This is a genomic window from Propioniciclava soli (assembly GCF_014858005.1).
GTDB classification, from domain to species: domain Bacteria; phylum Actinomycetota; class Actinomycetes; order Propionibacteriales; family Propionibacteriaceae; genus Propioniciclava; species Propioniciclava soli.
In genome coordinates this window covers 49,970-72,131 of sequence record NZ_JACYOT010000001.1, presented here as the reverse complement: position 1 = coordinate 72,131, position 22,162 = coordinate 49,970, and the positions used below count along the sequence as shown (strand labels likewise).

At 68.9% G+C, this 22,162-nt stretch carries 21 protein-coding genes; 11 read left to right on the top strand and 10 right to left on the bottom strand.

What is annotated here, in order from left to right; all coding sequences use genetic code 11:
- Window positions 1-20 precede the first annotated feature (20 nt).
- Window positions 21-698, bottom strand: coding sequence for a response regulator (locus IFY26_RS00335; protein ID WP_232547019.1), 678 nt, complete (start codon window positions 696-698; stop codon window positions 21-23).
- An 84-nt stretch (window positions 699-782) separates the two neighbouring features.
- On the opposite strand from IFY26_RS00335, the gene IFY26_RS00330 reads away from it, so the two are divergent.
- Window positions 783-2,012 (top strand): saccharopine dehydrogenase family protein, encoded by a 1,230-nt coding sequence (locus IFY26_RS00330; protein WP_232547018.1) that lies wholly within the window; start codon window positions 783-785, stop codon window positions 2,010-2,012.
- Window positions 2,013-2,041: 29 nt separating this feature from the next.
- On the opposite strand, the gene IFY26_RS00325 is transcribed toward IFY26_RS00330, so the two are convergent.
- The gene (locus IFY26_RS00325) at window positions 2,042-2,257 is read right to left on the bottom strand and encodes a hypothetical protein (RefSeq protein ID WP_232547017.1); all 216 of its coding nucleotides are present in this window, start codon (window positions 2,255-2,257) and stop codon (window positions 2,042-2,044) included.
- 384 nt (window positions 2,258-2,641) lie between these two features.
- Between IFY26_RS00325 and IFY26_RS00320 the strand changes: the two genes are divergently transcribed.
- The 3 genes from IFY26_RS00320 to IFY26_RS00310 all read left to right on the top strand — a co-directional run bounded on the left by IFY26_RS00320 (window position 2,642) and on the right by IFY26_RS00310 (window position 6,581).
- Complete coding sequence (locus tag IFY26_RS00320; protein ID WP_232547016.1) at window positions 2,642-3,031, top strand: hypothetical protein; 390 nt, start codon at window positions 2,642-2,644, stop codon at window positions 3,029-3,031.
- Window positions 3,032-3,206: 175 nt separating this feature from the next.
- The gene (locus IFY26_RS00315) at window positions 3,207-6,059 is read left to right on the top strand and encodes a lamin tail domain-containing protein (RefSeq protein ID WP_232547015.1); all 2,853 of its coding nucleotides are present in this window, start codon (window positions 3,207-3,209) and stop codon (window positions 6,057-6,059) included.
- 129 nt (window positions 6,060-6,188) lie between these two features.
- Window positions 6,189-6,581 carry an antibiotic biosynthesis monooxygenase family protein gene (locus IFY26_RS00310; RefSeq protein WP_232547014.1) on the top strand — a complete coding sequence of 131 codons (393 nt, stop codon included), beginning with the start codon at window positions 6,189-6,191 and terminating at the stop codon, window positions 6,579-6,581.
- 278 nt (window positions 6,582-6,859) lie between these two features.
- On the opposite strand, the gene IFY26_RS00305 is transcribed toward IFY26_RS00310, so the two are convergent.
- The 3 genes from IFY26_RS00305 to IFY26_RS00295 all read right to left on the bottom strand — a co-directional run bounded on the left by IFY26_RS00305 (window position 6,860) and on the right by IFY26_RS00295 (window position 9,144).
- On the bottom strand, window positions 6,860-7,324 hold the full coding sequence (locus IFY26_RS00305; RefSeq protein ID WP_232547013.1) for a DUF6301 family protein: 465 nt from the start codon (window positions 7,322-7,324) through the stop codon (window positions 6,860-6,862).
- Between the two features lie 352 nt (window positions 7,325-7,676).
- Complete coding sequence (locus tag IFY26_RS00300; protein ID WP_232547012.1) at window positions 7,677-7,928, bottom strand: helix-turn-helix domain-containing protein; 252 nt, start codon at window positions 7,926-7,928, stop codon at window positions 7,677-7,679.
- Between the two features lie 199 nt (window positions 7,929-8,127).
- Window positions 8,128-9,144 carry an LLM class flavin-dependent oxidoreductase gene (locus IFY26_RS00295; protein WP_232547011.1) on the bottom strand — a complete coding sequence of 339 codons (1,017 nt, stop codon included), beginning with the start codon at window positions 9,142-9,144 and terminating at the stop codon, window positions 8,128-8,130.
- A gap of 75 nt (window positions 9,145-9,219) precedes the next feature.
- On the opposite strand from IFY26_RS00295, the gene IFY26_RS00290 reads away from it, so the two are divergent.
- The 5 genes from IFY26_RS00290 (at window position 9,220) to IFY26_RS00270 (ending at window position 14,167) form a co-directional block, all read left to right on the top strand.
- Entirely contained in the window at window positions 9,220-10,026 is an 807-nt protein-coding gene (locus IFY26_RS00290; protein WP_232547010.1) for an alpha/beta fold hydrolase, read from the top strand.
- Window positions 10,027-10,340: 314 nt separating this feature from the next.
- Window positions 10,341-11,441, top strand: coding sequence for a thermonuclease family protein (locus tag IFY26_RS00285; RefSeq protein WP_232547009.1), 1,101 nt, complete (start codon window positions 10,341-10,343; stop codon window positions 11,439-11,441).
- A gap of 244 nt (window positions 11,442-11,685) precedes the next feature.
- Complete coding sequence (locus IFY26_RS00280) at window positions 11,686-12,243, top strand: YagU family protein (RefSeq protein WP_232547008.1); 558 nt, start codon at window positions 11,686-11,688, stop codon at window positions 12,241-12,243.
- Between the two features lie 107 nt (window positions 12,244-12,350).
- The gene (locus tag IFY26_RS00275; RefSeq protein WP_232547007.1) at window positions 12,351-12,686 is read left to right on the top strand and encodes a TfoX/Sxy family protein; all 336 of its coding nucleotides are present in this window, start codon (window positions 12,351-12,353) and stop codon (window positions 12,684-12,686) included.
- A complete protein-coding gene (locus IFY26_RS00270) occupies window positions 12,683-14,167 on the top strand; it encodes an NAD-dependent succinate-semialdehyde dehydrogenase (protein ID WP_232547006.1) in 1,485 nt (494 codons plus the stop codon). Before IFY26_RS00275 ends, IFY26_RS00270 begins: the two co-directional genes overlap by 4 nt.
- A 32-nt stretch (window positions 14,168-14,199) precedes the next feature.
- Here IFY26_RS00270 and IFY26_RS00265 read toward each other — a convergent pair whose 3' ends face one another.
- Entirely contained in the window at window positions 14,200-14,826 is a 627-nt protein-coding gene (locus IFY26_RS00265) for a GyrI-like domain-containing protein (RefSeq protein ID WP_232547005.1), read from the bottom strand.
- 308 nt (window positions 14,827-15,134) lie between these two features.
- Here IFY26_RS00265 and IFY26_RS00260 point away from each other — a divergent pair, with 308 nt between their 5' ends.
- Entirely contained in the window at window positions 15,135-16,415 is a 1,281-nt protein-coding gene (locus IFY26_RS00260; RefSeq protein WP_232547004.1) for a hypothetical protein, read from the top strand.
- Between the two features lie 198 nt (window positions 16,416-16,613).
- On the opposite strand, the gene IFY26_RS00255 is transcribed toward IFY26_RS00260, so the two are convergent.
- Together IFY26_RS00255 and IFY26_RS00250 are read right to left on the bottom strand one after the other, a co-directional pair.
- Window positions 16,614-16,940 (bottom strand): type II toxin-antitoxin system PemK/MazF family toxin, encoded by a 327-nt coding sequence (locus IFY26_RS00255; RefSeq protein WP_232547003.1) that lies wholly within the window; start codon window positions 16,938-16,940, stop codon window positions 16,614-16,616.
- The gene (locus IFY26_RS00250) at window positions 16,937-17,143 is read right to left on the bottom strand and encodes an antitoxin MazE-like protein (RefSeq protein ID WP_232547002.1); all 207 of its coding nucleotides are present in this window, start codon (window positions 17,141-17,143) and stop codon (window positions 16,937-16,939) included. The genes IFY26_RS00255 and IFY26_RS00250 overlap by 4 nt, the downstream gene beginning before the upstream one ends.
- Window positions 17,144-17,819: 676 nt before the next feature.
- Here IFY26_RS00250 and IFY26_RS00245 point away from each other — a divergent pair.
- Window positions 17,820-18,899 (top strand): tyrosine-type recombinase/integrase, encoded by a 1,080-nt coding sequence (locus tag IFY26_RS00245; RefSeq protein WP_232547001.1) that lies wholly within the window; start codon window positions 17,820-17,822, stop codon window positions 18,897-18,899.
- Window positions 18,900-18,995: 96 nt separating this feature from the next.
- Here IFY26_RS00245 and IFY26_RS00240 read toward each other — a convergent pair whose 3' ends face one another.
- Both IFY26_RS00240 and IFY26_RS00235 read right to left on the bottom strand, forming a co-directional pair.
- On the bottom strand, window positions 18,996-19,238 hold the full coding sequence (locus IFY26_RS00240; protein WP_232547000.1) for a helix-turn-helix domain-containing protein: 243 nt from the start codon (window positions 19,236-19,238) through the stop codon (window positions 18,996-18,998).
- A gap of 309 nt (window positions 19,239-19,547) precedes the next feature.
- Window positions 19,548-22,073 (bottom strand): DUF4268 domain-containing protein, encoded by a 2,526-nt coding sequence (locus IFY26_RS00235; RefSeq protein ID WP_232546999.1) that lies wholly within the window; start codon window positions 22,071-22,073, stop codon window positions 19,548-19,550.
- Window positions 22,074-22,162 lie beyond the last annotated feature (89 nt).

Here is a 22,162-nt window from a genome sequence, read left to right as displayed (position 1 = left end):
CGTCCTCGCCGACCCTGCCGTCAATCGTGGATGGGGGGCAGGTCGCTGGGGTCGACCACCCTCAGCTGGATCGCCCGGACCAGGATCTGCGTGCGCGAGGTGACGCCCAGCTTGTCGCCGATGCGCGCCACGTACTGCTTCACCGACCCCTCCGACAGGTGCATCCGGGCCCCGATCTGCGCATTGGTGAAGCCGTGCCCCAGCCAGCGCAGGAGCTCGGTCTCGCGGGGGGTGAGGTCGTGCTGCGGGGGCGGGCTCGCGGCGTCCCCCTTGAGGACGGCCGCCAGCTCGCGCCGCACCGTGGAGCTGAGCGGCATGTCGCCGGCCACGGCCTGGCGCAGCGCGGTGGTGAGGCCGCTGCCGCCGACCCCCTTGATGAGATACCCCGCCGCCCCGGCCCGGATCGCGGCCACGACGTACTCCTGGGTGCCGAACGTCGTCATCGCGACGACGATGGCGTCCGGCCACCGCTGGTGGATCTGGCCGATGGCGTCGATGCCGGAGACCCGGGGCATCTGGAGATCCATGAGCACCACGTCGGGCCGCAGCCGGGCGTACGCCTCGACGGCCTCGGCCCCGTCGCTCGCCTCGCCGACCAGCTCCACCTCGGGGTGGTGGGCGAACAGGTCGCGGTAGGCGGCCCGCACCTGGGGGTCGTCGTCGGCCGCGAGGAGGCGGATCCGGGGTCGTGGCGCCACGCGTCCACGGTAGCGGAGCGATCCCCGGGCGGCGTCGACCTCGGGCTGCGCCGTCACCCGTGGCGGCCATGGCAGAGTGGAGCGATGACTGATCGTGAACTCGACATCGTCCTGCTCGGTGCCACCGGTTTCGTCGGATCCCTGACCGCAGGCCATCTGGCCGAACACGCCGGCGAGGGCGTCCGGATCGGGCTGGCGGGCCGGTCGGCGTCCCGGCTGGCCCGGCTGCGCGACGACCTGGGCGAGGCTGCCTCCGACTGGCCGCTGATCGAGGTGGACGCCTCGGACGCCGCGGGGCTGCGGGCGATGGCGTCCCGCACGCGGGTCGTGGTCACCACCGTCGGGCCCTACGCGCGCGACGGCCGACTCGTCGTCCGCGCCTGCGCCGAGGAGGGCACCCACTACGCCGATCTCACCGGCGAGCCGTTGTTCGTGCACTGGTCGGTGGACACGGCGACCGCCCGCGCCCGCCAGACCGGGGCCAAGATCGTGCACTCGTGCGGGTTCGACTCCGTGCCGTCCGATCTCGGCGTGCTGCTGTTGGCCGACCGGGCGGACGCCGACGGCGAGGGCACGCTCACCGACACCACCCTCGTCGTCCGTTCGCTGCGGGGCGGCATCTCGGGCGGCACACTCGACTCGGCGCGCCAGATGGCCATCACGTGGCGCAAGGATCCGGCCGCCCGCCGGCTGCTCGCCGACCCCCACCTGCTCAGCCCGCGGCGCGACGAGGAGCCGGAGGGCGCCCAGGAGAAGGGCTCGCTGCTGCCCGCCGAGCGCGAGCCGGGGACCGGCCGGTGGCTCGGGCCGTTCGTCATGGCCGCGCACAACGCCCGCGTGGTGCGGCTCTCGAACACGCTGACCGACTGGTCCTACGGCCGGGGGCTGCGCTATCGGGAGCTCATCGAGCTTGGCACGGGGCCGCGCGGCGTGCTGCGCGCCGGGGGCCTGTCGGTGGGGATGGGGGTGCTGTTCGCCGGGTTGGCGTGGAAGCCGACCCGCACGCTGCTGGACCGCCTGCTGCCCGCCCCGGGTGAGGGGCCGGACGCCGAAAGCCGCGCCACCGGACGCTTCCGCCTCGACATCACGACCACGACCACCACCGGCGCCCGCTACCGCGCCGTCGTCGCCGCCGACCACGACCCGGGCTACGACGGCACCGCCATCATGCTCGGGGAGAGTGCGCTCAGCCTGGCGCGTGACGACCTCCCCGAGCGCGCCGGCGTCCTGACCCCCGCGTCCGCGATGGGCGAGGCGCTGGTCGGCCGTCTGCGCGCCCAGGGATTCACCCTGACGCTGGAACGCCTGGGCTGAGCGCGCGTATCAGCGCGTTCGGCTGACCGTCAGGGAATGACCTCGCCGCGGGAGTCGTTGCGCTCCTCGCCGGCCTGGGTCTCGGCGCCCACCGCCTGGTCGACGCCCGTGGTGTCGCGGCCGTAGTCCTTCGGCTCGCCGTCAGCGACCTGCCCGGCGTCCACCGCGGGGGGTGCGGCATCGAGGGTCTCGGTGCCCTCCGCGGGCGCCGTCAGGTTCTGGACCTCGGACTTCTGCTCACTCATGTCGACTCCTTCGTTCGCCGAACCGGTGCGCAAAAGGCGCCCCGGTGCCCTTCCCACCGTAGTCATCCGGGCGGCCCGCGTCTCCCACCCGAGAGCAGGCATTCGAGTCGGTACCCTCCGGGTCGTGGCTCGCGTGCCGTGGGTGCCTGGTCTCTGGCGGCCTGTGGCCGCTCGTCCCGGCAGCGCAGGCAGCCCCGGCAGCACCGGCAGTGACCGGGCCGCAGCGACGAAAAGCCGACACTCGATTCTCATCCAGCTTCGCGCTGAGCGGGCGACCCCGAGTGAGCGCGCACTCACTGCGGTCTTTTCGTCGCCACCCGGCGGATCGACCGCCCGATTGCCACCGACTTGGGCCCACCCTTCGCATCAACCACACTGAAACCTATGAAGTCACACTGGTCTCTCGTCCTGCTCCGCATCGCGGCCGTCCTGGCCGCCCTCATCGCCCTCTACCAGCTGTTCACCGGCTTCGGCTGGGCCGGCCCGTGGCCGCTGCACCCCCGCATGGGTGAGGCGACCACCACGTTCGCCGCCATCGGAGCCATCGCCGCGTTCATCTGGTCGCGGCAGAGTGGCAACCGGGGCCTGTTGTGGCACGCGCTCGGGATGACCTTGTTCGGCGTCCTCCAGATCGTGCTCGGGCACCTGCACCTCACGCTCGTGCACCAGATCTTCGGGGTGATCTACCTCATCGGCATCATTGCGCTCGCCACCCTGGCGTTCCGCAAGCCCGGTGCGGCGCGCACCGTCGACGCCCCCGTCGACCACCGCTGACCACCGGGGCCATCCCCGCCCCCGACCGACCCGACGCGCCCGCTCACCTGAGCCGGGCGCGTCGCCGCGTCCAGAGGCGTCCGGAGCTCCCACCCCATCGAGCCATCACTCCGGTTGGCCGGCTGTTCACCCGCGCGACACCGGCCCCTCACCCGCCCAAGCTTTGATGACAGCCATGCTGTCTGAGCGGAAGCCGTCCACGTCCCGCAGGTTCACTGCCCTGGCCGGGGCGGCGGCACTCCTGGCCGCCGGAACCCTGCTGTCACCCACCGGCCAGCCGGACGCCCACGCGGCGGAGACGAGCATCCGCATCAACGAGATCGTCACCAACGATCCCGTCCTGGCCGACGCGATCGAGCTGACGAACACCGGCACGGATCCCGTGGACGTCTCCGGGTGGCTCATCAAGGACGACGACGACACCCGCATCGACGCCCTGCCCGAGGGCACCGTGATCGGTGCCGGGGATTATCTCGTCTTGACACAGAACGGCACGCCGGGGTTCACCTTCGGCCTGGGCAACGGCGATGCCGCTCGGCTCTACCTCCCCGACGGCACCACCGTGGTGGACGCCCACACGTTCGCCTCCCACTCCCTGCCCAGCTGGTCGCGCTGTCCGGACGGCACCGGCGACTTCCTCCAGGCCAACAGCGTCACCCTCGGCGCGCCGAACGACTGCGACGTCGAACAGGTCGGCCCCAGCAACCTCGTGCTCAACGAGGTCGACTCCGGCCCGCTCGACTGGGTGGAGTTCTTCAACACCGGCACCCAGCCCCTCGACATCGGCGGCTACGTGCTCACCGACAATGCCCCCAACGACGAGACGCACCGCTACGCGTTCCCGGCCGGCACCACCGTCCCGGCGCGCGGCTACCTCGTCGTGGACGGCGGGACGTTCACCTTCGGTCTCGGCGGCGCAGATTCCGTGCACCTCTTCGGCCCCGGCGAGACGGCCTTCGACCCGGCCAGCGCGCTCCAGTCGTTCAGCTGGACGGCGCACCCCGCCATCGGTGGCGACGAAGCCGTCGCCGGTTTCTCCCGCTGCCCGAACGTCACTGGTGAGGAGTGGGTCGTCACGTACACCACCTCCGGTGGCTTCAACGACTGCCCCGGCGGCATCGTCATCAACGAGATCGAGTCCGACGGCGATGCCACCGACTGGGTCGAGGTGGTGAACGCCTCCGACGCGCCGATCGACCTCTCTGGCTGGACGGTCATGGATGACGACCCCTTCGGCCACGCCGGGCAGACCGCACCGCTGCCGTCCGGCACCGTGCTCGGGGCAGGTGCGTACTTCGTCTTCGACCAGGGCACCCACTTCTCGTTCGGCCTCGGCGCCAATGACGTGGCGAGCGTCCGGGACGCCAACGGGACGGTCGTGGCCGAGTCCGCCTGGGCGGCCCACGCCGCCGTCTCGATCGGCCGCTGCCCCGACACCACCGGCCCGATGGTCGACCAGATCGCTTCCACCAAGGGCCTTCCGAACGCGTGCGACGGCGTCATCCCGGAAGATCCGGAGCCCGAGACGCCCATCAACACGATCACCTGGCCCGGCTCGCCGGACGTGACCGTCCTCGACACCACCGCCACCTTCCTGGCCGACTCCTCCGGCCTCGACGTCGAGCACACCGACGACGGCTCGGTGTTGTGGGGCGTCGACAACGACGCCGGCACGATCTTCAAGTCCCACGTGGCCGCCGACGGTTCCTTCGCGCTGGCCCAGGGCTGGGAGAACGGCAAGAACATTCGCTTCCAGGCCGGCACCGGCCCCGCGGGTCCGGACGCCGAGGGCATCACGGTGTCGGGCGACGGGTCCCTGTACGTGGCCGTCGAGCGCGTCAACAACGCCAAGGGCGTGAACCTGAACAAGGTGCTGCAGATCGACCCGGACGCCGCGGGCGCGACGATCGTGGCGTCCCAGGAGTGGGATCTCACCGCCGACCTGCCGGACGTGTCCGCCAACACCGGCCTCGAGGCCGTCGAGTGGGTGGCGGACGCCGACCTCGCCGGCGTCCTGTGGGACGACGCGCTCGGCAAGCCGTACGACCCGGCCGATCACCCCGGCCACGGTGACGGCCTGTTCTTCGTGGCGCTCGAGACCAACGGCCACGTGTACGGCTACGCGCTGAACGCCGACGGCACGTTCGCCCGGGTGAGCGAGACGATCCCCTCCCTGGGGGGCGTCATGGCGCTCGACTGGGACACCGACCTCGGCGTGCTGTGGGCCGTGTGCGACAACGGCTGCAACGGTCTGGCGACGCAGATCACGTTCAACGGCACGGACGCCCCCGGCTTGGTCCACGTCGAGCGGCCGGCGTCCATGCCGAACCTCAACAACGAGGGCTTCGCGACCGCCACGGCCGACCTCTGCACCGACGGCGTCCGCCCCGCGTGGTGGTTCGCCGATGGCGAGCAGCCGGGCGCGCTGCGGGCGGGCGCGCTGCCCTGCGCGGACGCAGTGCCGCCGTTCGGCGATGTGCCGGTCGGGACGGAGCACTTCGACGCGATCGTGTGGATGAAGAACGCCGGCCTCACGACCGGCTGGCCCGATGGCACGTTCCGGCCCGCCACCGCGGTGAACCGCGACGCCATGGCCGCGTTCCTGTACCGGGCGGCCGGGTCGCCGTCCGTGGCCGGGCTGACCGAACCCTTTGCTGATGTGACCCCCGCGACCGAGCACTACGCCGCGATCGTGTGGGCCGCCAACGAGGGCGTCACCACCGGCTGGCCCGACGGGACGTTCCGACCCACCGCGCCCATCGACCGCAACGCGATGATGGCGTTCCTCTACCGCTACTCCGGCTCGCCCGAGTACGCCCCACCGACGGTGTCACCGTTCCGCGATCTGGCGCCCACCGATCCGTTCTACGCCGAGATCTCTTGGGCGGCTGAGCACGACATCACCACCGGCTGGCCCGACGGCACCTTCCGGCCCTACGCCCACACCCACCGCGACGCCACGGCCGCGTTCTTCCAACGCTTCACCCAGGACAACGGCTACAGCCACAACAGCGAAGCCAACCGCTAACGGGTCACCGACACCCTTCCTGAGAGTCACCGAATTGAACTAATCAACTTCCGCCTCGAAGCTGGTCTGAGAGCCAGAATCCGTGGGGGGCGGTTGAACGGAGCAGAGTATCGAGCCACGCTGGCAACCATGACCATCGCAAAGATCAACGCCATCACCGTCCCGGCCGACAGCGGAGACGAACTCGCCCACAGGTTCGCCCAGCGCGCCGGAGCGGTCGACGGCCAGGACGGGTTCGAGGGGTTCGAGCTCCTCAAGCCGCTGGACGCCGATCGTCACGTCTGGCTCGTCCTCACGCGCTGGCGCGACGAGGAGTCGTTCCAGGGCTGGATGAACTCCTCGAACTTCCGCGGCGCCCACGGCGGACGCGACACCGAGCTGTCCCGCCAGCACGGTGGGGTCTCCCCGGCCGCGGAATCGACCCCCACGGCGTTCGGCGAGCACCCGACCGCGTCCCCCACCCCACGCCCCGTCGGTCTCAGCGCCGAGCTGTGGAGCTACGAGGTGGTGGACCTCGGCTGAGGCCCGCGCCTCAGCGGTTGGCCTCGCTGTTGTGGGAGAAGCCGTTGTCCTGGGTGAAGCGTTGGAAGAACGCGGCCGTGGCGTCGCGGTGGGTGTGGGCGTAGGGCCGGAAGGTCCCGTCCGCCCAGCCGTTCGTCAGTCCGGCGTTCTCCGACGTGTCTTCAGCACGTGCGCTTGGGCACTACCTGGGGAGTGCTTGATCGAGGTGTGGCCGATCACGAGTAGAGACCCCTCAGAAGGCCAAGGACACGCTCTCCCCGTGCCACCACCGCAGCACGTCACTCGTCGTCGGTCGCCTCCAGCATCTCGCGCAACGCTGGCGACTCGACCTCGACCTTGATCATTCGGTCCAACCCCGCCAACATCACCTGAGCCCCGTTCGGCAGTACCCAGTCATCGCTCTTCACCCCGCGATGGGAGTGTTGCTTCGGTCGGCCCCACAGTGCCGTGAACGCCGCCTCATAGGCCGCGAACGCCGCCCACGACCGCTCCGCCACCTCCCCTTCGGTTCCCCTCGGCGCCAATGTCGACAGCCGGAAGGCCACCTCGGCCAGCAGCCCATGGTCAACGCCCAGGCTCCCGTCATGGGAATCGAGTCCGAAATCGGTGGTGAACGCGCGGGCGTCCTCTGACGACTCCGACCACCCGAGCCGATTCCTCATCGCTGCGGCCTGCTCGCTGGTGACAGGCCAGTCCATCTCGGCCCACGCACGCACAGCGCGGACTCCGGCGTCGATGGGCACCGTGCGAAACTCGACCATGAGGTCTCCTCTACTTGGCCGCGAGCCTAGTGTCGATGGCTGACTGGAGGGCGCTCAGGACCTGTTCGGTGAGCGTGAACGGCTCTTCGGTCCTGGTTTTGGCGCTCTTGGTGGTGATCACGCGGATGTTTCACTCGACCTGCCCCGTCTTCACCTGCTGCCACAAGTCTGTCCAGCAAGGACATCTGCGGGGCGAGCGCGTAGGCGTCCGTGTCGCGCAGATACTCGGACCCGTACTGGAAGCTGCTCGTGAGCGTCCGCCCCACGGTGACATGGAGCGTCCCTGCCGCGATGGTTCGGCCACCGACATCGACCGCGACCTCGATGCGTTCACTCATCGGCGGACGAGCTTGGGTAGGGCCAGCTCGGCGCGGGCACGGCCGAAATCGGTCTCGAAGGGGTCGGTGGCTTGGACGACGGCATCACGGATTCCCAGCGCGCCGGCGACGTTGAGGAACGTCGCGAGACCGACGCCGGTGTCCCCGTTCTCCAGGCGACTGAGGGTGGAGACGGAGATGCCCCGCGCGCTCGGCGACCACCGACGCTGGCAGGCCCAGCAGGCGGCGCCAAACAGCGAGGTTGGCACCGACGCTGTCGCCGGCGCGCTTGGTGGCGAACGGAGTGGGGCGCTTGACCATGGTGGACCTTAACATCTCGTATCCGCGATGTTTGCTGGCTTACGTGTCACTTACGCGCTGCTGACCCCTACCCCCCGGTCGCTCAGGTACGCAAGCCTGCGCGGCACCGCGTCGTGGCTGGCTTCAGGATGAGCACACGAACCTAGCTCAGCGCCACCCCAGCTCGGGAGCGACATGGGTGAGCAGCGACTCGATCACGTGCGCGCAGTAGTCGACGCCCAACTGGTTGGGCACGGTCAACAGCAGGGTGTCTGCGGCGGCGATCGCGGTGTCCTGCGCCAGCGCGGCCGCGAGGCGATCAGGCTCGTCCGCGTACGTCTTGCCGAAGCGGGCAAGGCCGCCCTCGAGGCGTCCCACCTGGTCCTGGCTGCGCGATTCCAGGCCGAAGTACGCCCGATCGGTCTCGTTGACGATCGGGAAGATGCTCCGGCTCACCGAGACACGCGGCGTCCTGGTGTGACCCGCCGCGGCCCACGCGTCGCGGAACCGCTGAATCTGCTCGGCCTGCAGTTCGTGGAAGGGCACGCCGGTGTCCTCGGTGAGCAGGGTCGAACTCATCAGGTTCATGCCCTGCTCGGCCGCCCACTCGGCGGTGGCGCGCGAGCCGGCACCCCACCAGATGCGGTCGCGCAGGCCCGGCGAGTGCGGCTCGATGCGCAGCAACCCGGGCGGGTTGGGGAACATCGGACGCGGGTTCGGCTCGGCGAACCCCTCACCCTTGAGCACGTCGAGCAGCACCTGGGTGTGCTCGCGGGCCATGCGGGCGTGGTCGCCGTCCTCGGGCGTGTGCCCAAAGTACGAGTACCCGTCGACGACCTGCTCGGGCGAACCACGGCTCACGCCGAGCTGGAGGCGTCCGCCGGCGATCAGGTCGGCCGCGCCGGCGTCCTCGGCCATGTAGAGCGGGTTCTCGTAACGCATGTCGATCACGCCGGTGCCGATCTCGATGCGGCTCGTCTTCGCGCCGATCGCCGCCAGCAGCGGGAACGGCGAGGCCAGCTGCCGCGCGAAGTGGTGCACGCGGAAGTACGCTCCGTCCGCTCCGATCTCCTCAGCGGCGACGGCCAGGTCGATCGACTGGAGCAGCACGTCGGACGCCGATCGCACCGCCGAGTGCGGCGAGGGCGACCAGTGCCCGAACGACAGGAAGCCGATGTTCTTCATGCGCCCTCAGCACCCACGCTGCCGCCGATATTCCATGGAGTATCCGCGCCTCGCCGCGTCGGTTAGCGTGGGGTCGTGCCGACCTACACCCATGACGGACTCACCTTCGACTACACGGACGCCGGCGCCGGCGACCCGGTCGTGCTGCTGCACGGCTTCCCCGAGGACGCCCAGAGCTGGCAGCGCGTCGCGCCGTTGCTCCACGATGCCGGGCTGCGCACGCTCGCGCCCGAGCAGCGCGGTTACTCCCCCGGGGCCATGCCGAAACGTCGCGGCGACTACACCCTCGACAAGCTCTCCGGCGATGTGCTGGCCCTGCTGGACGCCGCCGGCATCGAGCGCGCCCACGTCGTCGGGCACGACTGGGGCGGCGGCGTCGCCTGGGATCTCGCCACCCGCCACCCGCAGCGCGTCGCGTCGCTGGTGGTGCTGGCCACGCCGCACCCCTCGGCCGCGATGTGGGCGATTCCTCACTCGAAGCAGGCGCTGCGGAGTTGGTACATGGGGTTCTTCCAGCTCCCCTGGCTGCCGGAGCGCGCGGGTGCGCCCGCCCTGGAGCGGACGCTGACCGCGTCCGGGCTCAACGCCGAGGACGCCCGCCGGTACGCCGAGCGCTACGCCGACCCCGGGCGCCTGACCGGACCGATGAACTGGTACCGGGCGATCCCCCTGTCGCAGCCCGCCACCGACCTGATCGTCCGCGTCCCCACCACGTACGTGTGGGGCAACGGAGACCCCTACCTGGACCGTGTCGCCGCAGAGAAGACCCGCGACTTCGTCGCCGCTGACTACCGGTTCGTCGAGTTGGACGCCACCCACTGGCTGCCCCAGAACGAGCCGGACGCCGTCGCGTCCGCGATCATCGAGCGCGTGACGTCCTGAGATCTCCCTGGAGCGGGACGCCCATCCATGCACACCTGATCCTCACGGAGCGGGGATGATCGGCCCCAGCGCGAGGCAAGCCCCTCCTGGTGTGATCGCCGTCTTGCAGTCTGCAATTCATCGCGTTACGAAGACTCGGGGGGACCGCCGTGCTCAGCGAACCCACCACGGTCTGTGATAGATATCATCACCGAGCCGCTGATCAGCGGCGTCGGCATGGTGTTGTCCGGGCCCGGCGTGCAGGGTGACGCACTCATCTGCTCATCTCGAATACTGCGCTGACCGCGACAACCCGGTTGAGACGAAGGAGACCTGTGAGCAAGACCACAATGGCCGTGGTGGGGGGGCTGGTGGTGACCACCGTCGCCCTTCCCAGCCTGCTCCTGGCCCAGGCAGAGTCGTTTGCGACAGTCGTCCGGGTCATCGACGGAGACACCCTCGTGGCCACGGTCGCCGGCCACGACCAGACGATCCGGCTGCTGAACGTCGACGCCCCCGAGACCAAGGATCCCCAGCGACCCGTTGAATGCCTGGGGCCGGAGGCGTCCGCGTTCCTGACCGACAGGCTCCCACCGGGCACCCGCGTTCGCCTGAAGTACGACGAGGAGCGCACCGATCGCTACGGGCGAACCCTGGCAGCAGTCTTCGAATCGGAAAGCCTGGTCAACGCAGAGATCGCGCGACGCGGCCTCGGGGCCGCGGTGCTCTACGAGCCCAACGCGCGGTACTACGACGAGGTCGCGGAAGCCCAGCGCGCCGCCCAACGCGACAATTTCGGTCTCTATGACGACGGGGTCACGTGCACGCTTCCGGCCCAGGTGCAGCAGGCGGTCGAGACGTTGGCCCAGCTGGGCACGCAGACCCCCACCGATTCCGCTGCCGCCACGGCGAACATCTCCGCGCTCACCAGCGGCATCCTCGCGGGTGAAGCGCTGGAGCAGCGGCTGATCGGCGTCGAGACGGGCAAGCATGCACTGCTGCACGCGATCTATGCGAGTGAGACCGCCGCGCACCGGGAGAAGCTGGCCAGCGCCCTGACCGATGCCGAGAAGCGCAAGGAGAGGCGCGAGCAAGACTTCACCCGCCTCAAGGAGAGCGAGCTGCGCAAGGCCGAGGAGGTGCGCCTCGCCGAGGAGGCACGTCTGGCCGAGGAAGCACGCCTCGCGGAGGAAGCCCGCCTCGCCGAGGAAGCCCGCCTCGCGGAGGAAGCACGCCTCGCCGAGGAAGCCCGTCAGGCCGAGGTGGCCCGTCAGCAGCGTGCGGCCGCAGCAAAGCCCTCCACCAAGCGCACGACCACCAAGGCGTCCTCGAACAAGACAACAGCCACGTCGAAGAAGGAGAGCTCGAACCCGTACCTGGGTTACACCGGGCCTCGCTGTTACGCACCCGGCGGCAAGACGTGGAAGCCCTGCTGAGAGCCGTGGGCGACAAGCGCGCCTAGATGGCGGCGTGGTCACTCAGCGCTGGTTTTTCGCGGCTCGCGAGCAGGTCGCGAGCTGGTCGCGATCCCGTACCGTGGCCTCAGGGCACCGCGTCCCAACCCTCGACACTCAACCATCGCGCCACAAGCACGGACGTCCAGGGCCATTGACGTGCGCTCCAGGGGCTCGCTACAGATGGACTGCCCTCGCACCCCACCCAGCTTCGGAAGAGGTTCCCATGGCTCTGCAGGTCACCGATCCCGCCCGCCGCCGCTACGCGACCGCAGCCCTCGTCGGCGTCATCGCCGGTGCGATCGGCGCGATCGTGAAGTTCGGCTGGGAAGTCCCGTTCCCGCCGCGCACCCCCGAGCGCAACGCCACCAATCCTCCCCAGCAGTTGCTCGAGCAGCTCGGCGTCCCCTTCGACATCACGCACCTCACCTACACCTACTCCGGCAACGAGCTGCCGATCATCAGCTTCATCGTGCACTTCGCCTTCTCGATCGGCGTGATGGTGTTCTACGCGGTCGTCGCCGAGAAGTGGCCGCAGATCAAGCTGTGGCAGGGCGCCGTGTTCGGTTTCGTCGTCTACGTCGCCTTCCACATCGTGATCATGCCTGCCTTCGGGACGGTGCCCGCGCCCTGGGACCAGCCCTTTGAGGAGCACTTCTCCGAGCTGTTCGGCCACGTCGTGTGGCTCTGGATCATGGAGCTGTGCCGCCGCGACCTGCGCAACCGGTTCACCCACGAGCCGGACGCCGAGGTGCCCCTCTCGGTGCCGGACGCCGCCCGCTGACCCTAGTGGGCGCAGGGCACTGATGGAGGTCAGACGCCTCCCCCTGTGCTCTCGGCACAGCCGCCGATTACCCCCGCTCACTGCCCGTGACGCCCTAGCGTTGAGCCATGAGCCCACGCGATGATCTCTGCGCCCGGGTGCGCGCCGCGCTGCCGGCGGAGCGCAGCGTCCGGGAGGTGTCCATGTTCGGCGGCCGCGCCTTCATGGTCGACGAGGCCATGGTCGTCTCGGTCGGGAGCGACGGGGACCTGCTCGTCCGCATTGATCCCGAGCGGCACGAGGAACTCCTCACCCGGCCCGGTGCGCACCCGGCGGTGATGGGGGCGTCCGAACAGCCCATGGGGCCGGGCTGGCTGCGGATTGATGCCGACGGTGTGGCCCGGGACGCCGACCTCCATGGGTGGATCGAGATCGCCCTCGACCATCGGGACGGCGCCGCATGAGCCCGCGTCCGCCCGTGCTGCCCGCCGACCTGCCCTCGGGCCTCTTCATCGGCGGCACGTGGCGCGACGGCGCGCGCGGCACCATCGCCGTCGACAACCCGGCCACGGGCGAGACCATCGCCCACGTCGCGGATGGCGGCGTCGACGACGGCCTCGCCGCCCTGGAGGCGGCCGCCGCGGCAGCATCCGCATGGGCCCGGACGCCGCCGCGCGAGCGGGCCGAGATACTGAGGCGTGCGTTCGACCTGGTGACCGCCCGCGCCGACGACCTCGCCACCGTCATGACGCTGGAGATGGGCAAACCGCTCGCCCAAGCCAAAGGGGAGGTCACATACGGCGCTGAATTCCTGCGCTGGTTCTCCGAGCAGGCGGCGCACATCAGCGGGTCCTATCGGCCCTCGCCCGAGGGGTCGTTGCGCCAGCTGGTGGTCAGGCGTCCGGTGGGGCCCTGCCTGCTCATCACCCCATGGAACTTCCCGCTCGCCATGGCGACGCGCAAGGTGGCCCCGGCCCTGGCGTCCGGGTGCACCGTGGTGCTGCGGCCGGCGTCCCTCACCCCGCTGACCTCGCTGCTGTTCGTGAAGATCCTGAGCGACGCCGGCGTCCCGGACGGCGTGGTCAACGTCATCACCAGCTCCCGCCACGACGTGACCGACGCGATCATCGCCGACCCGCGGCTGCGCAAACTGTCGTTCACCGGCTCGACTGCGGTGGGCCAGCAACTGCTCCGACAGGCCGCTGACAACGTGCTGAAGTGCTCAATGGAGCTCGGCGGTAACGCACCGCTGCTGGTGTTCGAGGACGCGGACCTGGACGTCGCCGTCGAGGGAGCCCTGGCCGCCAAGCTCCGCAACATGGGTGAGGCCTGCACCGCGGCCAACCGGTTCATCGTGCACGCGGACGTCGCGGACGCCTTCGCCGCCGGCCTCGCCGAACGATTCTCGAACCAGCGCCTGGGTGACGGGTTGGACGCCGGCGTGGACGTGGGGCCCCTGATCACGGAAACCGCTAGCGACGGGGTGCACGCGCTCGTGACGCGCGCGGTCGCGGACGGCGCCCGGGTGGTCACCGGCGGCGAACCGCTGGAGGGGCCGGGCTGGTTCTACCCACCCACCGTGCTCACCGGGGTCTCCCACGACGCCGAGATCTTGAGCGAGGAAATCTTCGGCCCCGTCGCACCGATCACGACGTTCACGACCGAGGCGGAGGCCATCGAGCTGGCCAACGACACCCCCATCGGCCTCGCCGGCTACGTGTTCACCCGCGACCTCGACCGGATCCTGCGGCTCAGCGAAAGTCTCGAGGTCGGCATGATTGGCGCCAACACGGGGCTCATCTCGAATGCCGCCGCGCCGTTCGGCGGTGTGAAGCACTCCGGTCTCGGCCGCGAAGGAGGCGATCACGGTCTGGATGAGTTCACCGAGGAGGTCTACGTCGCCCTCCCCGACCCTCACCACCCCGCGGTGTCATCCCGTAACTGAGGCGTGATCACCCGGCACCGACAGCGCTTGCGTCACTCTGGCGCCACCGCATCGATGACTGGTTGCCTCAGGACGGTGCGCAGCTTCTCGGGCGCGACGCGGCGGGGGTCGGAGAGGTAGATCTCGTGGTGCGGCCCGTTCCAGGTGACGCCCAGCGCCGGCATGACCTCGTGATGCAGCCGCGCCAGGGTCGGCCCCTCGTCGTCGTAGCTGCCCACGTGCATGATCTGCAGGCTGCGTCCCTCGGCGATGACCCGCGGCTCCACCTCCCCCACCGGTAGCTCGGACTTTCGCTGGGCTGCGTGCGTGATCCCGGCGTTGGCGTCCACGCTGCTCACCGCGTCAGGCAGGGCAATCAGCAGGGTCCAGTCCCAGGCGCTCTTCTCCTGGCGGACGAACGTTTCCGGGTCCGAGCTCGTCCACAGCGCCTCCAGCGGACCGACGACGAAGTCGTCCCCCGTGCGCTCCTTGAACGCGGCCCGGACGCCGTACCCCGCGGTGTAGAGCGCGCCGACGGCGTCCGCGTACGTGGAGGAGGTGTTCGGGTCGCCGTGACCGTCAATAGCCAGATAGGTGACACTCGGCACATCCACCTCAACGAAGTCGGCGGTAGGCGGAGCGTAGAGGTCCTTGCGCTCATTCTTCAGGTCGATTCTCACGAGACTCCTCAGGTGCGTCGGCGCTCGCCGGGGAGCCTACGCTGAACCGGTGCCCCCCGAACCTTCGCGTCACCCCGGCATGAGCGCGACGGTGCACGACGGGGGCGTGACGTTCCGCGTGTAGGCGCCGTAGATCATCTCGTTGCGCTCAGCCGACAAGGTGGTCACGCGCGCATGTGTGTCTCGACTGATGCGGATGGCTGTCGACTCGGCCAGGGCCGCACGGTACTTGTAGATGTATCCGTCTACAAGAGGCGCCAGTGATGGCACACTCGCCGTGGGCACGATCAGACGAAAGGCGGCGACGCATGGGGTCGTTGGCTGATGAGGTCCTCCCCCTGGTGCGGACGAGGGCCGGATTGCACCGTTGGGGCGCAGCCAACAGCTACGGCTACAGCGCCCATGAAGCGGTCGCTCGCCTGAGCGAAGCAGCCCAGACCCAGCCAGCTGCCGAGGTCTTGGCCGTCACCCAGCGCGCCCTGGCAAGCGCCTTGAAAGCCAGCGCTCGCGCAGACGACTCCAGCGGCATCATTGGCGCCGCGATCTACGACCTCCTGGCCCTCCACGCCGCTCTCGCCACCACTGCTCCTCCCCCGGCAGCCCGTCTCGTGGCCTGGATGATCGCCTTCCAGTTCGACGGTGTCGTCGACTTCTTCACCCTCGACCCTGCGGCCTACGGGCCTGCGCTGGGGGATCGCGGAATGGCCTTGTACCGCGCCAACCTCGCCGAGATCGCAACAGCGCTCGGTCCACCACCCACACCTGAGGAGGAGCAGGCCTCCATGCTGGAGCGTGCGACCGACCCCTCGGGCTGGGAACAGCAGGTGCAGGATCGGCACACAGGCTTCGTCCTGGAATGGAACGTCCGCCGCTTGGCCGTTTGGGATCGTGACATCGAGGCGATCATCGCCACCCACGCCCGTGACCGGAGGGTCGCCGCCTGGTTCGAGGACACCGCCACGGCATTCGACGAGATCGGCGAGATCGACCTGGCCATCGACTGGGCCCGACAGGCAACCTTCTTCGACCGCGGCCACCAGTCCGTGAAGGCCGCCCAGCTCTGGTGCCGTCTTCTGGCCGACCACCGGCCGGGCGAGGAACTCGCAGCCCGGCTGGCGGTGGTCGAACGCTGGCCCACCGCGACCCACGCCGACGACGTCCGCCATGCCGCCCGAGACGCGTGGCCTGACCACCGCGACTGCGTCATGGATACGCTGCGACAGCGGCCGGGAGAAGCCGTAGCGTTCGCCCTGCACACTCTGGACGACGCCCAGCTGGCCTGGGACCTCGCCCACGACCTCGACCTCGACTACAGCGAGACCGGTGTGTGGCACACCTTGGCCCATCGCTACGAGAAACTCGATCCGGTCGCCGTCGTCCCCGTTCAGACGCGTCAGATCTTGGCGCACCTGGAATACGCAGACGCGCAGCACTACCGTGCCGCCGCACGCGGCTTGGCCCACCTGCGCACCCTCACCCGCGGCACCAACGAGGCCGAGAACATTGAAGCGCTCATCCGCGAACTGCGCGAAACTCACCGGCGGCGCCCGCGGCTGCAGCAAGAGTTCACCCGGGCCGGTCTCCCCTGACGAGTTGCCCCAGGCTCCCCCGGCAAGGCGTGAAGGGACCCCCTGCTCCCCATGTGGACCCGAGATTGTGGCGCCATGGCGCCATTTCCTCGGGTCCAAACGCCCGGAGGAGGCTCAAGCGCGGACGCGGGCGCGTCCAGCCGCGTGGCGTTGAGGGAGTGTCAGGGTGAGGCTGCCCGCAGCAGACGTCGGACGTGCCTATCGGGCGAGGCCGAGAAACGTCATCAAGGAGCGCTCGAACTCTGCCAGCTGCTCAGCGGTGAGCCGGCCGACTCTGGTCTGAACATTGCTGCGGCGGACGGTGGTGAGCTTGTCGACCATCACGTCGCTGTCATGGGCCAGGCCTGCCAGTTCGCTGCGTGTGATACGCACGCGAAGGAGCGGCGCGTCCGTCAGGGTGGTGGTCAGGGGCGCCACGGTCACCGAGTCGGTTGCGGTGAACAGATCGTCCTGGACGATCAGCGCCGGGCGGGGCTTTGAAGCGTAGACACCACCGGCGACCGTCCAGAGTTCACCGCGGATCACGCATCCTCCCACGGCGCCGACACGGCCTCGATGAACGCTTGGTCGTCACCGGTTCGATCGACCTGGGCCACCAGCGTGGCCTGCCGACGGGCCTCAGCGGCGAACTGTTGCGTGCGCACATCGGGTACCCAGACCTGCACCGGTCGGTACCCGCGCTCCCGCATCCGCCGCCGGTATTCGCTCACCCGCTCTCTCACCGCCATGCATCCAGTGTTACATGTAACAGTGCGTTCGCACAGTCCATCAGGAAACGTCTTCATCCGGTACATAAGTTGGCCTTATGAGCTTGGTTGTGAAGTACCGAAGCGCCCTACATCAGGAGGAGGTCGCCCGGCTGCGACGGGCGCTGGCATTGCGCGCCCTGGTCGCAGACGGGTCCAGCCAGCGCGAGATCGCCAACTCTCTGGGGATCAGTACGACCAGATCGACACAGGCGGGCCGCAGGGCAGTCGAGAACAGTGTCGCTCGAGGGGGGCCGGATCGTTGAGTTGTCCATAAGTCACCCCGGCCGCGCAATGGTAAAACCCCCTGCCCTAGTGGGAGGGGGTTTGAACGGGTGGGCCTAACTGGACTTGAATTAGTGAATGGACCAAATCAGCCTCTGTCGGCCAACGCATGACAGAGCGAGCTAAGTGACCATTGACTAGGAGGGACACCCACAAGATACCCTTTCAACATCGCATGACGGGCCGAGCAGAAAGGGCCATTTTGACCAGTCAAAGTTCCCCACAAGTTCCCCGCGGGGAACTCTCTGGACGGTTGGCGACTCGACGGCGAGAAACTAAACCGGAGCACCGAAGCTTCGGCACCATCATAGAGACAAGGGGTCGGTTCAAGGTCCGCTACACCGGGCCGGACCGCAAGCTCCACCGGGCAGGCATGACCTTCACCAACCGCGAGCGCGCACAGGGCTGGCTCGCCAGCGAGTTGAAGCTCATTGAGTTCGGGGAGTGGACACCTCCCGCCGAGCGTCGTCGGCAAGTCGAGGTTGCGTCCACCACCTTCGACGAGTTCGCCCGCGACTGGATCGACAACCGCTTGGTCAAGGGACGCCCTTTGAAGGACCGAACCCGCGAGCACTACCTGGACATCCACGAACGATGGTTCGCCCCGCTCCATGATCGGGCGTTGGCGTCCATCGCCCATCAGGACATCAACGCCTGGTACCGCACCCTCCCCGACGCCCCGACCATGCGCTCACACGCCTACTCCCTGCTCAAGTCGATCTTCCGCACAGCCGTCGCCCGCCGACTGGTCACAGAGTCCCCCGTCGCCGTCGAGGGAGCCACAGCACGATCCACCCCCAAGGACGTGACGCTGCTCACCGTCGCCCAGGTCCAGGACCTCGCCCGAGCGATGCCCCCACGCCACCAGCTCCTGGTGCTCCTGGCCGCGTGGTGCGGTCTCCGGTTCGGCGAACTCACAGCCCTCCGCCGCCGCGACCTCGACCTCGCCGAAGGCACGATCACCGTCCGGCAAGCAGCCGTGACCGTGTCGGGTCAGCGACTCATCACCACCCCCAAGTCCGTCGCCGGACGCCGGACCGTCTACCTGCCGCCCCACCTGATCGAAGACGTCCACCTGCACCTCGCCACCTTCACCGCGTCGGACGCCGACGCACTCGTCTTCCCCGGAAACGAGGGCCTCCCCCTCACCCCGGGGCAGGTCTACGGCCACGCACCCCGGTTCAACAAGCGCACCGGCAAGCAGACCCACCCCGGGAACGGGTTCTACAAGGCTCGGCACCAGATCGGACGCCCCGACTTCCGCTTCCACGACCTGCGCCACTTCGCCGCCACCATGGCCGCCATCAGCGGCGCCACCACCAAGGAACTCATGCAGTTCGCCGGCCACAGCGACATCCACGTCGCCATGCGCTACCAAGAAGCCGTCAACGACCGGAAGAAGGACCTCGCCCAGCGCATGACCGCCCTGGCCCATCCTCCCGACGACGCCTGAGACCCGACGCGCCTGTCGGCGCCGGACCCGCGGCATAAACTCGAAGTGCGCGCCCCCATGGGGGCGCGCACTCCAGGGATCCAGATGCGTGGACGGTCACCGCCCTCGGCACTCGTCCGCGGGCACGAACAGGGCCTCCACATCCGACGCCTTGAGCCGCAGCACCTTGCCCCCCACCACGTAGCACGGCAGCTTCCCCGCCGCAGTCAGCCGCTTCAGCGACCGCACCGACAGCGTGGAGAGCTCGGCCGCCTCTGGGTAGGACAACCACTTCGACGTGCGATCGGATGTCGGCTGCTGGGTGGTCTTCCTCGAACGGGTCATCGTCAGGGCGGTCATGTCATCTCCTCAGTGATCGACGGACGCCGGTGTCGTCCTTCACCCTCCAGAAGTGACCAAGACGGCCCTCCACGGACACTCCGCGCGAAATCCGTACCGCCCGTTTCGCAGGTCGTTACCTCTTCCGCCCGCCGTTCCAATTCATGACTCAAGCCTGCGTCGAGTCCAGGGAGGGTGCGCAGTGCCCCGTTGACTCGCTGGTGCACCGCCGAGGCAACGAGGCGGACCGGCAGTGGCGCCGGTCGGCGAAGGGTGGAGAGGCCGGTGGTCACACCACCCCCGGGGGCAAGCGTGTCGCTCGCCCCTCTTTCACGAGTGGGTTGCCTGAAGGACTCGAACGAAGTCGTCGGCGGTCTCGACCAGCCACGTGACGAGTTCCTTGGACTGGGCCGGGTCCCTGAAGTCGCCGGGTCGCTCGCGGATGATGCGGCTCGCCTTCTTGTCCGGTTGCTCCCGCCACTCCAAGGCATAGCCGAGGGCGCCCTCGATTTCCTGCCTCTGGTTGTGCAGCGCGTGGAACTGCTCCTTGCCCCCCTCGAGGTACATCTCCACGTAGACCCGTGGCTTCATGGTGTTCACGTTGAGGTTCACCAGCAGGGGGAAGCCCGCAGGCTCCACCGAGAACCAATGCCGGCGACCAGGACTGCGATGGAACGAAGCATGTCTGGCATGCTGCCGCCCCCACTCCTGCACCGACTCCCAGAACGTCGCCTGCTGGACACCCAAGGCTCCAGGATCTGTGGTTGTCTTCCGTGCCTGCCGGCGCCGGCGCTTCCTCAAGGTGGACGCCTCGATGTCCAGCCCCATCCCGGCCGCCAGTTCGACGGCGTCCATGAACCGCTCCGGGTCGGCACGACCCGCCTCGTCGACGTGGACCCCCTCCGCACGGAGCAGCTCACGTGGGTCGTCTGTCCGGTGTTGGTCGATCCAGCGGAACTGGGCAGACACGGTTCCGCCGGCGTTCAGCACGCGCCACGGGTTTGGCATCGCATGGTTCGCGATCGCCTGACCCACCGGGACGGGATGACTCCCGACCACGACTGCTACCTCGCCGTAGGTGGTCCATCGCCCGGACGGGATCCCCGCGAGGACGGTGGCGACGTCCAGACGTAGTTCGGATTCCCGGTCACGGACCCCGACGAGTTTCTCGTTGGGGCCGGGCCACAGTTCGATGATGCGCTCGGCCAGTGCCTGCCCGCGGTCGGTGATCTCGCTGGCACCCCACGTCGGGTGCTCGGCGATCGTTTGGTTCATGCGCACACCGCTCTCGGCGAGCGTTGTGCGCTTCTGCGAGAACGGCCGATTGCTCAGCTCGCTGTTGTACCCGGACAGCGTGAGATTCCCCAACGTGTGGACGAGGCGTTCGTGCTCGAACGCCACCTCCGCCTCCGGCGGCAGACTGGCAGCAAACTCGGCGCGTACGGCATCCGTCAACGTCTGGGGCAGCACATGCTCGATGGTGAGCTGCTTGGCGTCCACCGGCTCCTTCGGACGCAGGGGTTCCTCGAGCCACAGCAGGATGAGCTTCTTCTGCGACGCCCTCCCCTGCCAGTAGAACGGCACGGTCGTGACGGCCTCGCGCACCTGGGCATCCGTCGCGAAGTGCTTGCGCCCCTCCGACAGGTAATCCCGCAACGCCGCCTCGACGTCGGACGCCTCGGTGATGGCGCCGACCGCCTGCAAGAGCGTCCGGTTCAAGCCTGCGGTCGCCCTCCCGATCACAATCCTGCGAACGAAGTACGACTCCAGGCAGAGGAGGGCTGCGATGGCCTTGTCGTCGGAAGCGCGTCCTGCTGCTTGCTGCGCCAGCACCTGCATCACGATCGGGTACGCCGTCGTGGAGCCCCAGGCCCGGATCCGTTCGAGCCGCTTGCGTAGGGCCGGGTTCTGCTCGCGTTCGGGTTTGAGGATGGTCGCCAGCACGTCGCCGAGCTGGGCGATCCGACGGATCTCCGCCTCAACCTGGGCCGCGGTGGTCAGCGTGTCGAAGCGGCGTTGCTGCCCCAGGTAGGTGTCGGACTGCTTGGCCTTCTCGTCGTTCTGCACGAGGTCCAGCCAGAACAACAACTCCAGGTTCTCCGCGCCGAGCTTGTCCTCCAACGGACGCCACAGCGCCTCGTACACCTCCTCCGCACGATCCCCCAGACGCATGAACAAGTGGTTCTTGAGCAGATCCGACTGGGTCAGCCGCAGGCCGGTGTTGTTGAGCGACTCGAAGATCCGGTGCGCGTTGTCGCCCGCCTCGGCTGTGACCGCGACCAGGGCGAGCCCACGGAGGACCGCGTTCTCGATGGCCGCGATGTCGTGGGGATCCTCGGGATCATCGATCTCGGCCAGCTTCACCCGGAACCGCCGGTACGCCGCACCCACGGCGTCCTCGCCGCCCGCCTCCGCGCTCGAACGGACGATCGCCAGGTACGCCGACCGGTCGGCCTGGGTCGGCACCAGCTTGGGAGGCTTGCCGGCCTCGTACTTGTTGACGAGGTACTGGGCATCGATCCGGTCGCGGTGCTCCTGACCGTTGGAGTCGGCCAAGTGGTCGCGGATCGCGGCCAACAGGATCGACAGGGTCGTCAGCCGCTGCTGACCGTCCACCACGAGGAACTTTTGGACGCCGACCGCCCCGTTGTCGGGACTCGCCGCCAGCACCAGCGAGCCGATGAAGTGGGTGGGCGTGCCACCCGCACGGCGAACCTCGGCGATCTCGATCAGGTCATCCCACAACTGGTCGATCTGCTTGGGACCCCATGAGTAGACGCGCTGGTAGAGCGGCACCTGGTACTGCCGCTTGCCCTCGAGGATGCCCTCGAGGTTGGTCTCGTTCGCCTTCACCATGCCACTCCTCCGGGATCTTCGTTCATCCTGCCGTGCGGAGAGGGCTGGCGCACGGACCCACTCTCCGAGTCCGGTCAGCGATCGGTGCC

Bases quoted from the DNA above. Each gene is read 5' to 3' on its own strand.
- IFY26_RS00250 (WP_232547002.1), bottom strand. From the start codon at position 17,143: ATGGCGGTGAGAGAGCGGGTGAGCGAATACCGGCGGCGGATGCGGGAG.
- IFY26_RS00240 (WP_232547000.1), bottom strand. From the start codon at position 19,238: ATGACCGCCCTGACGATGACCCGTTCGAGGAAGACCACCCAGCAGCCG.
- IFY26_RS00245 (WP_232547001.1), top strand. From the start codon at position 17,820: ATGACCTTCACCAACCGCGAGCGCGCACAGGGCTGGCTCGCCAGCGAG.
- IFY26_RS00325 (WP_232547017.1), bottom strand. From the start codon at position 2,257: ATGAGTGAGCAGAAGTCCGAGGTCCAGAACCTGACGGCGCCCGCGGAG.
- IFY26_RS00315 (WP_232547015.1), top strand. From the start codon at position 3,207: ATGCTGTCTGAGCGGAAGCCGTCCACGTCCCGCAGGTTCACTGCCCTG.
- IFY26_RS00320 (WP_232547016.1), top strand. From the start codon at position 2,642: ATGAAGTCACACTGGTCTCTCGTCCTGCTCCGCATCGCGGCCGTCCTG.
- IFY26_RS00275 (WP_232547007.1), top strand. From the start codon at position 12,351: ATGAGCCCACGCGATGATCTCTGCGCCCGGGTGCGCGCCGCGCTGCCG.
- IFY26_RS00270 (WP_232547006.1), top strand. From the start codon at position 12,683: ATGAGCCCGCGTCCGCCCGTGCTGCCCGCCGACCTGCCCTCGGGCCTC.
- IFY26_RS00295 (WP_232547011.1), bottom strand. From the start codon at position 9,144: ATGAAGAACATCGGCTTCCTGTCGTTCGGGCACTGGTCGCCCTCGCCG.
- IFY26_RS00330 (WP_232547018.1), top strand. From the start codon at position 783: ATGACTGATCGTGAACTCGACATCGTCCTGCTCGGTGCCACCGGTTTC.
- IFY26_RS00280 (WP_232547008.1), top strand. From the start codon at position 11,686: ATGGCTCTGCAGGTCACCGATCCCGCCCGCCGCCGCTACGCGACCGCA.
- IFY26_RS00260 (WP_232547004.1), top strand. From the start codon at position 15,135: ATGGGGTCGTTGGCTGATGAGGTCCTCCCCCTGGTGCGGACGAGGGCC.
- IFY26_RS00235 (WP_232546999.1), bottom strand. From the start codon at position 22,073: ATGGTGAAGGCGAACGAGACCAACCTCGAGGGCATCCTCGAGGGCAAG.
- IFY26_RS00310 (WP_232547014.1), top strand. From the start codon at position 6,189: ATGACCATCGCAAAGATCAACGCCATCACCGTCCCGGCCGACAGCGGA.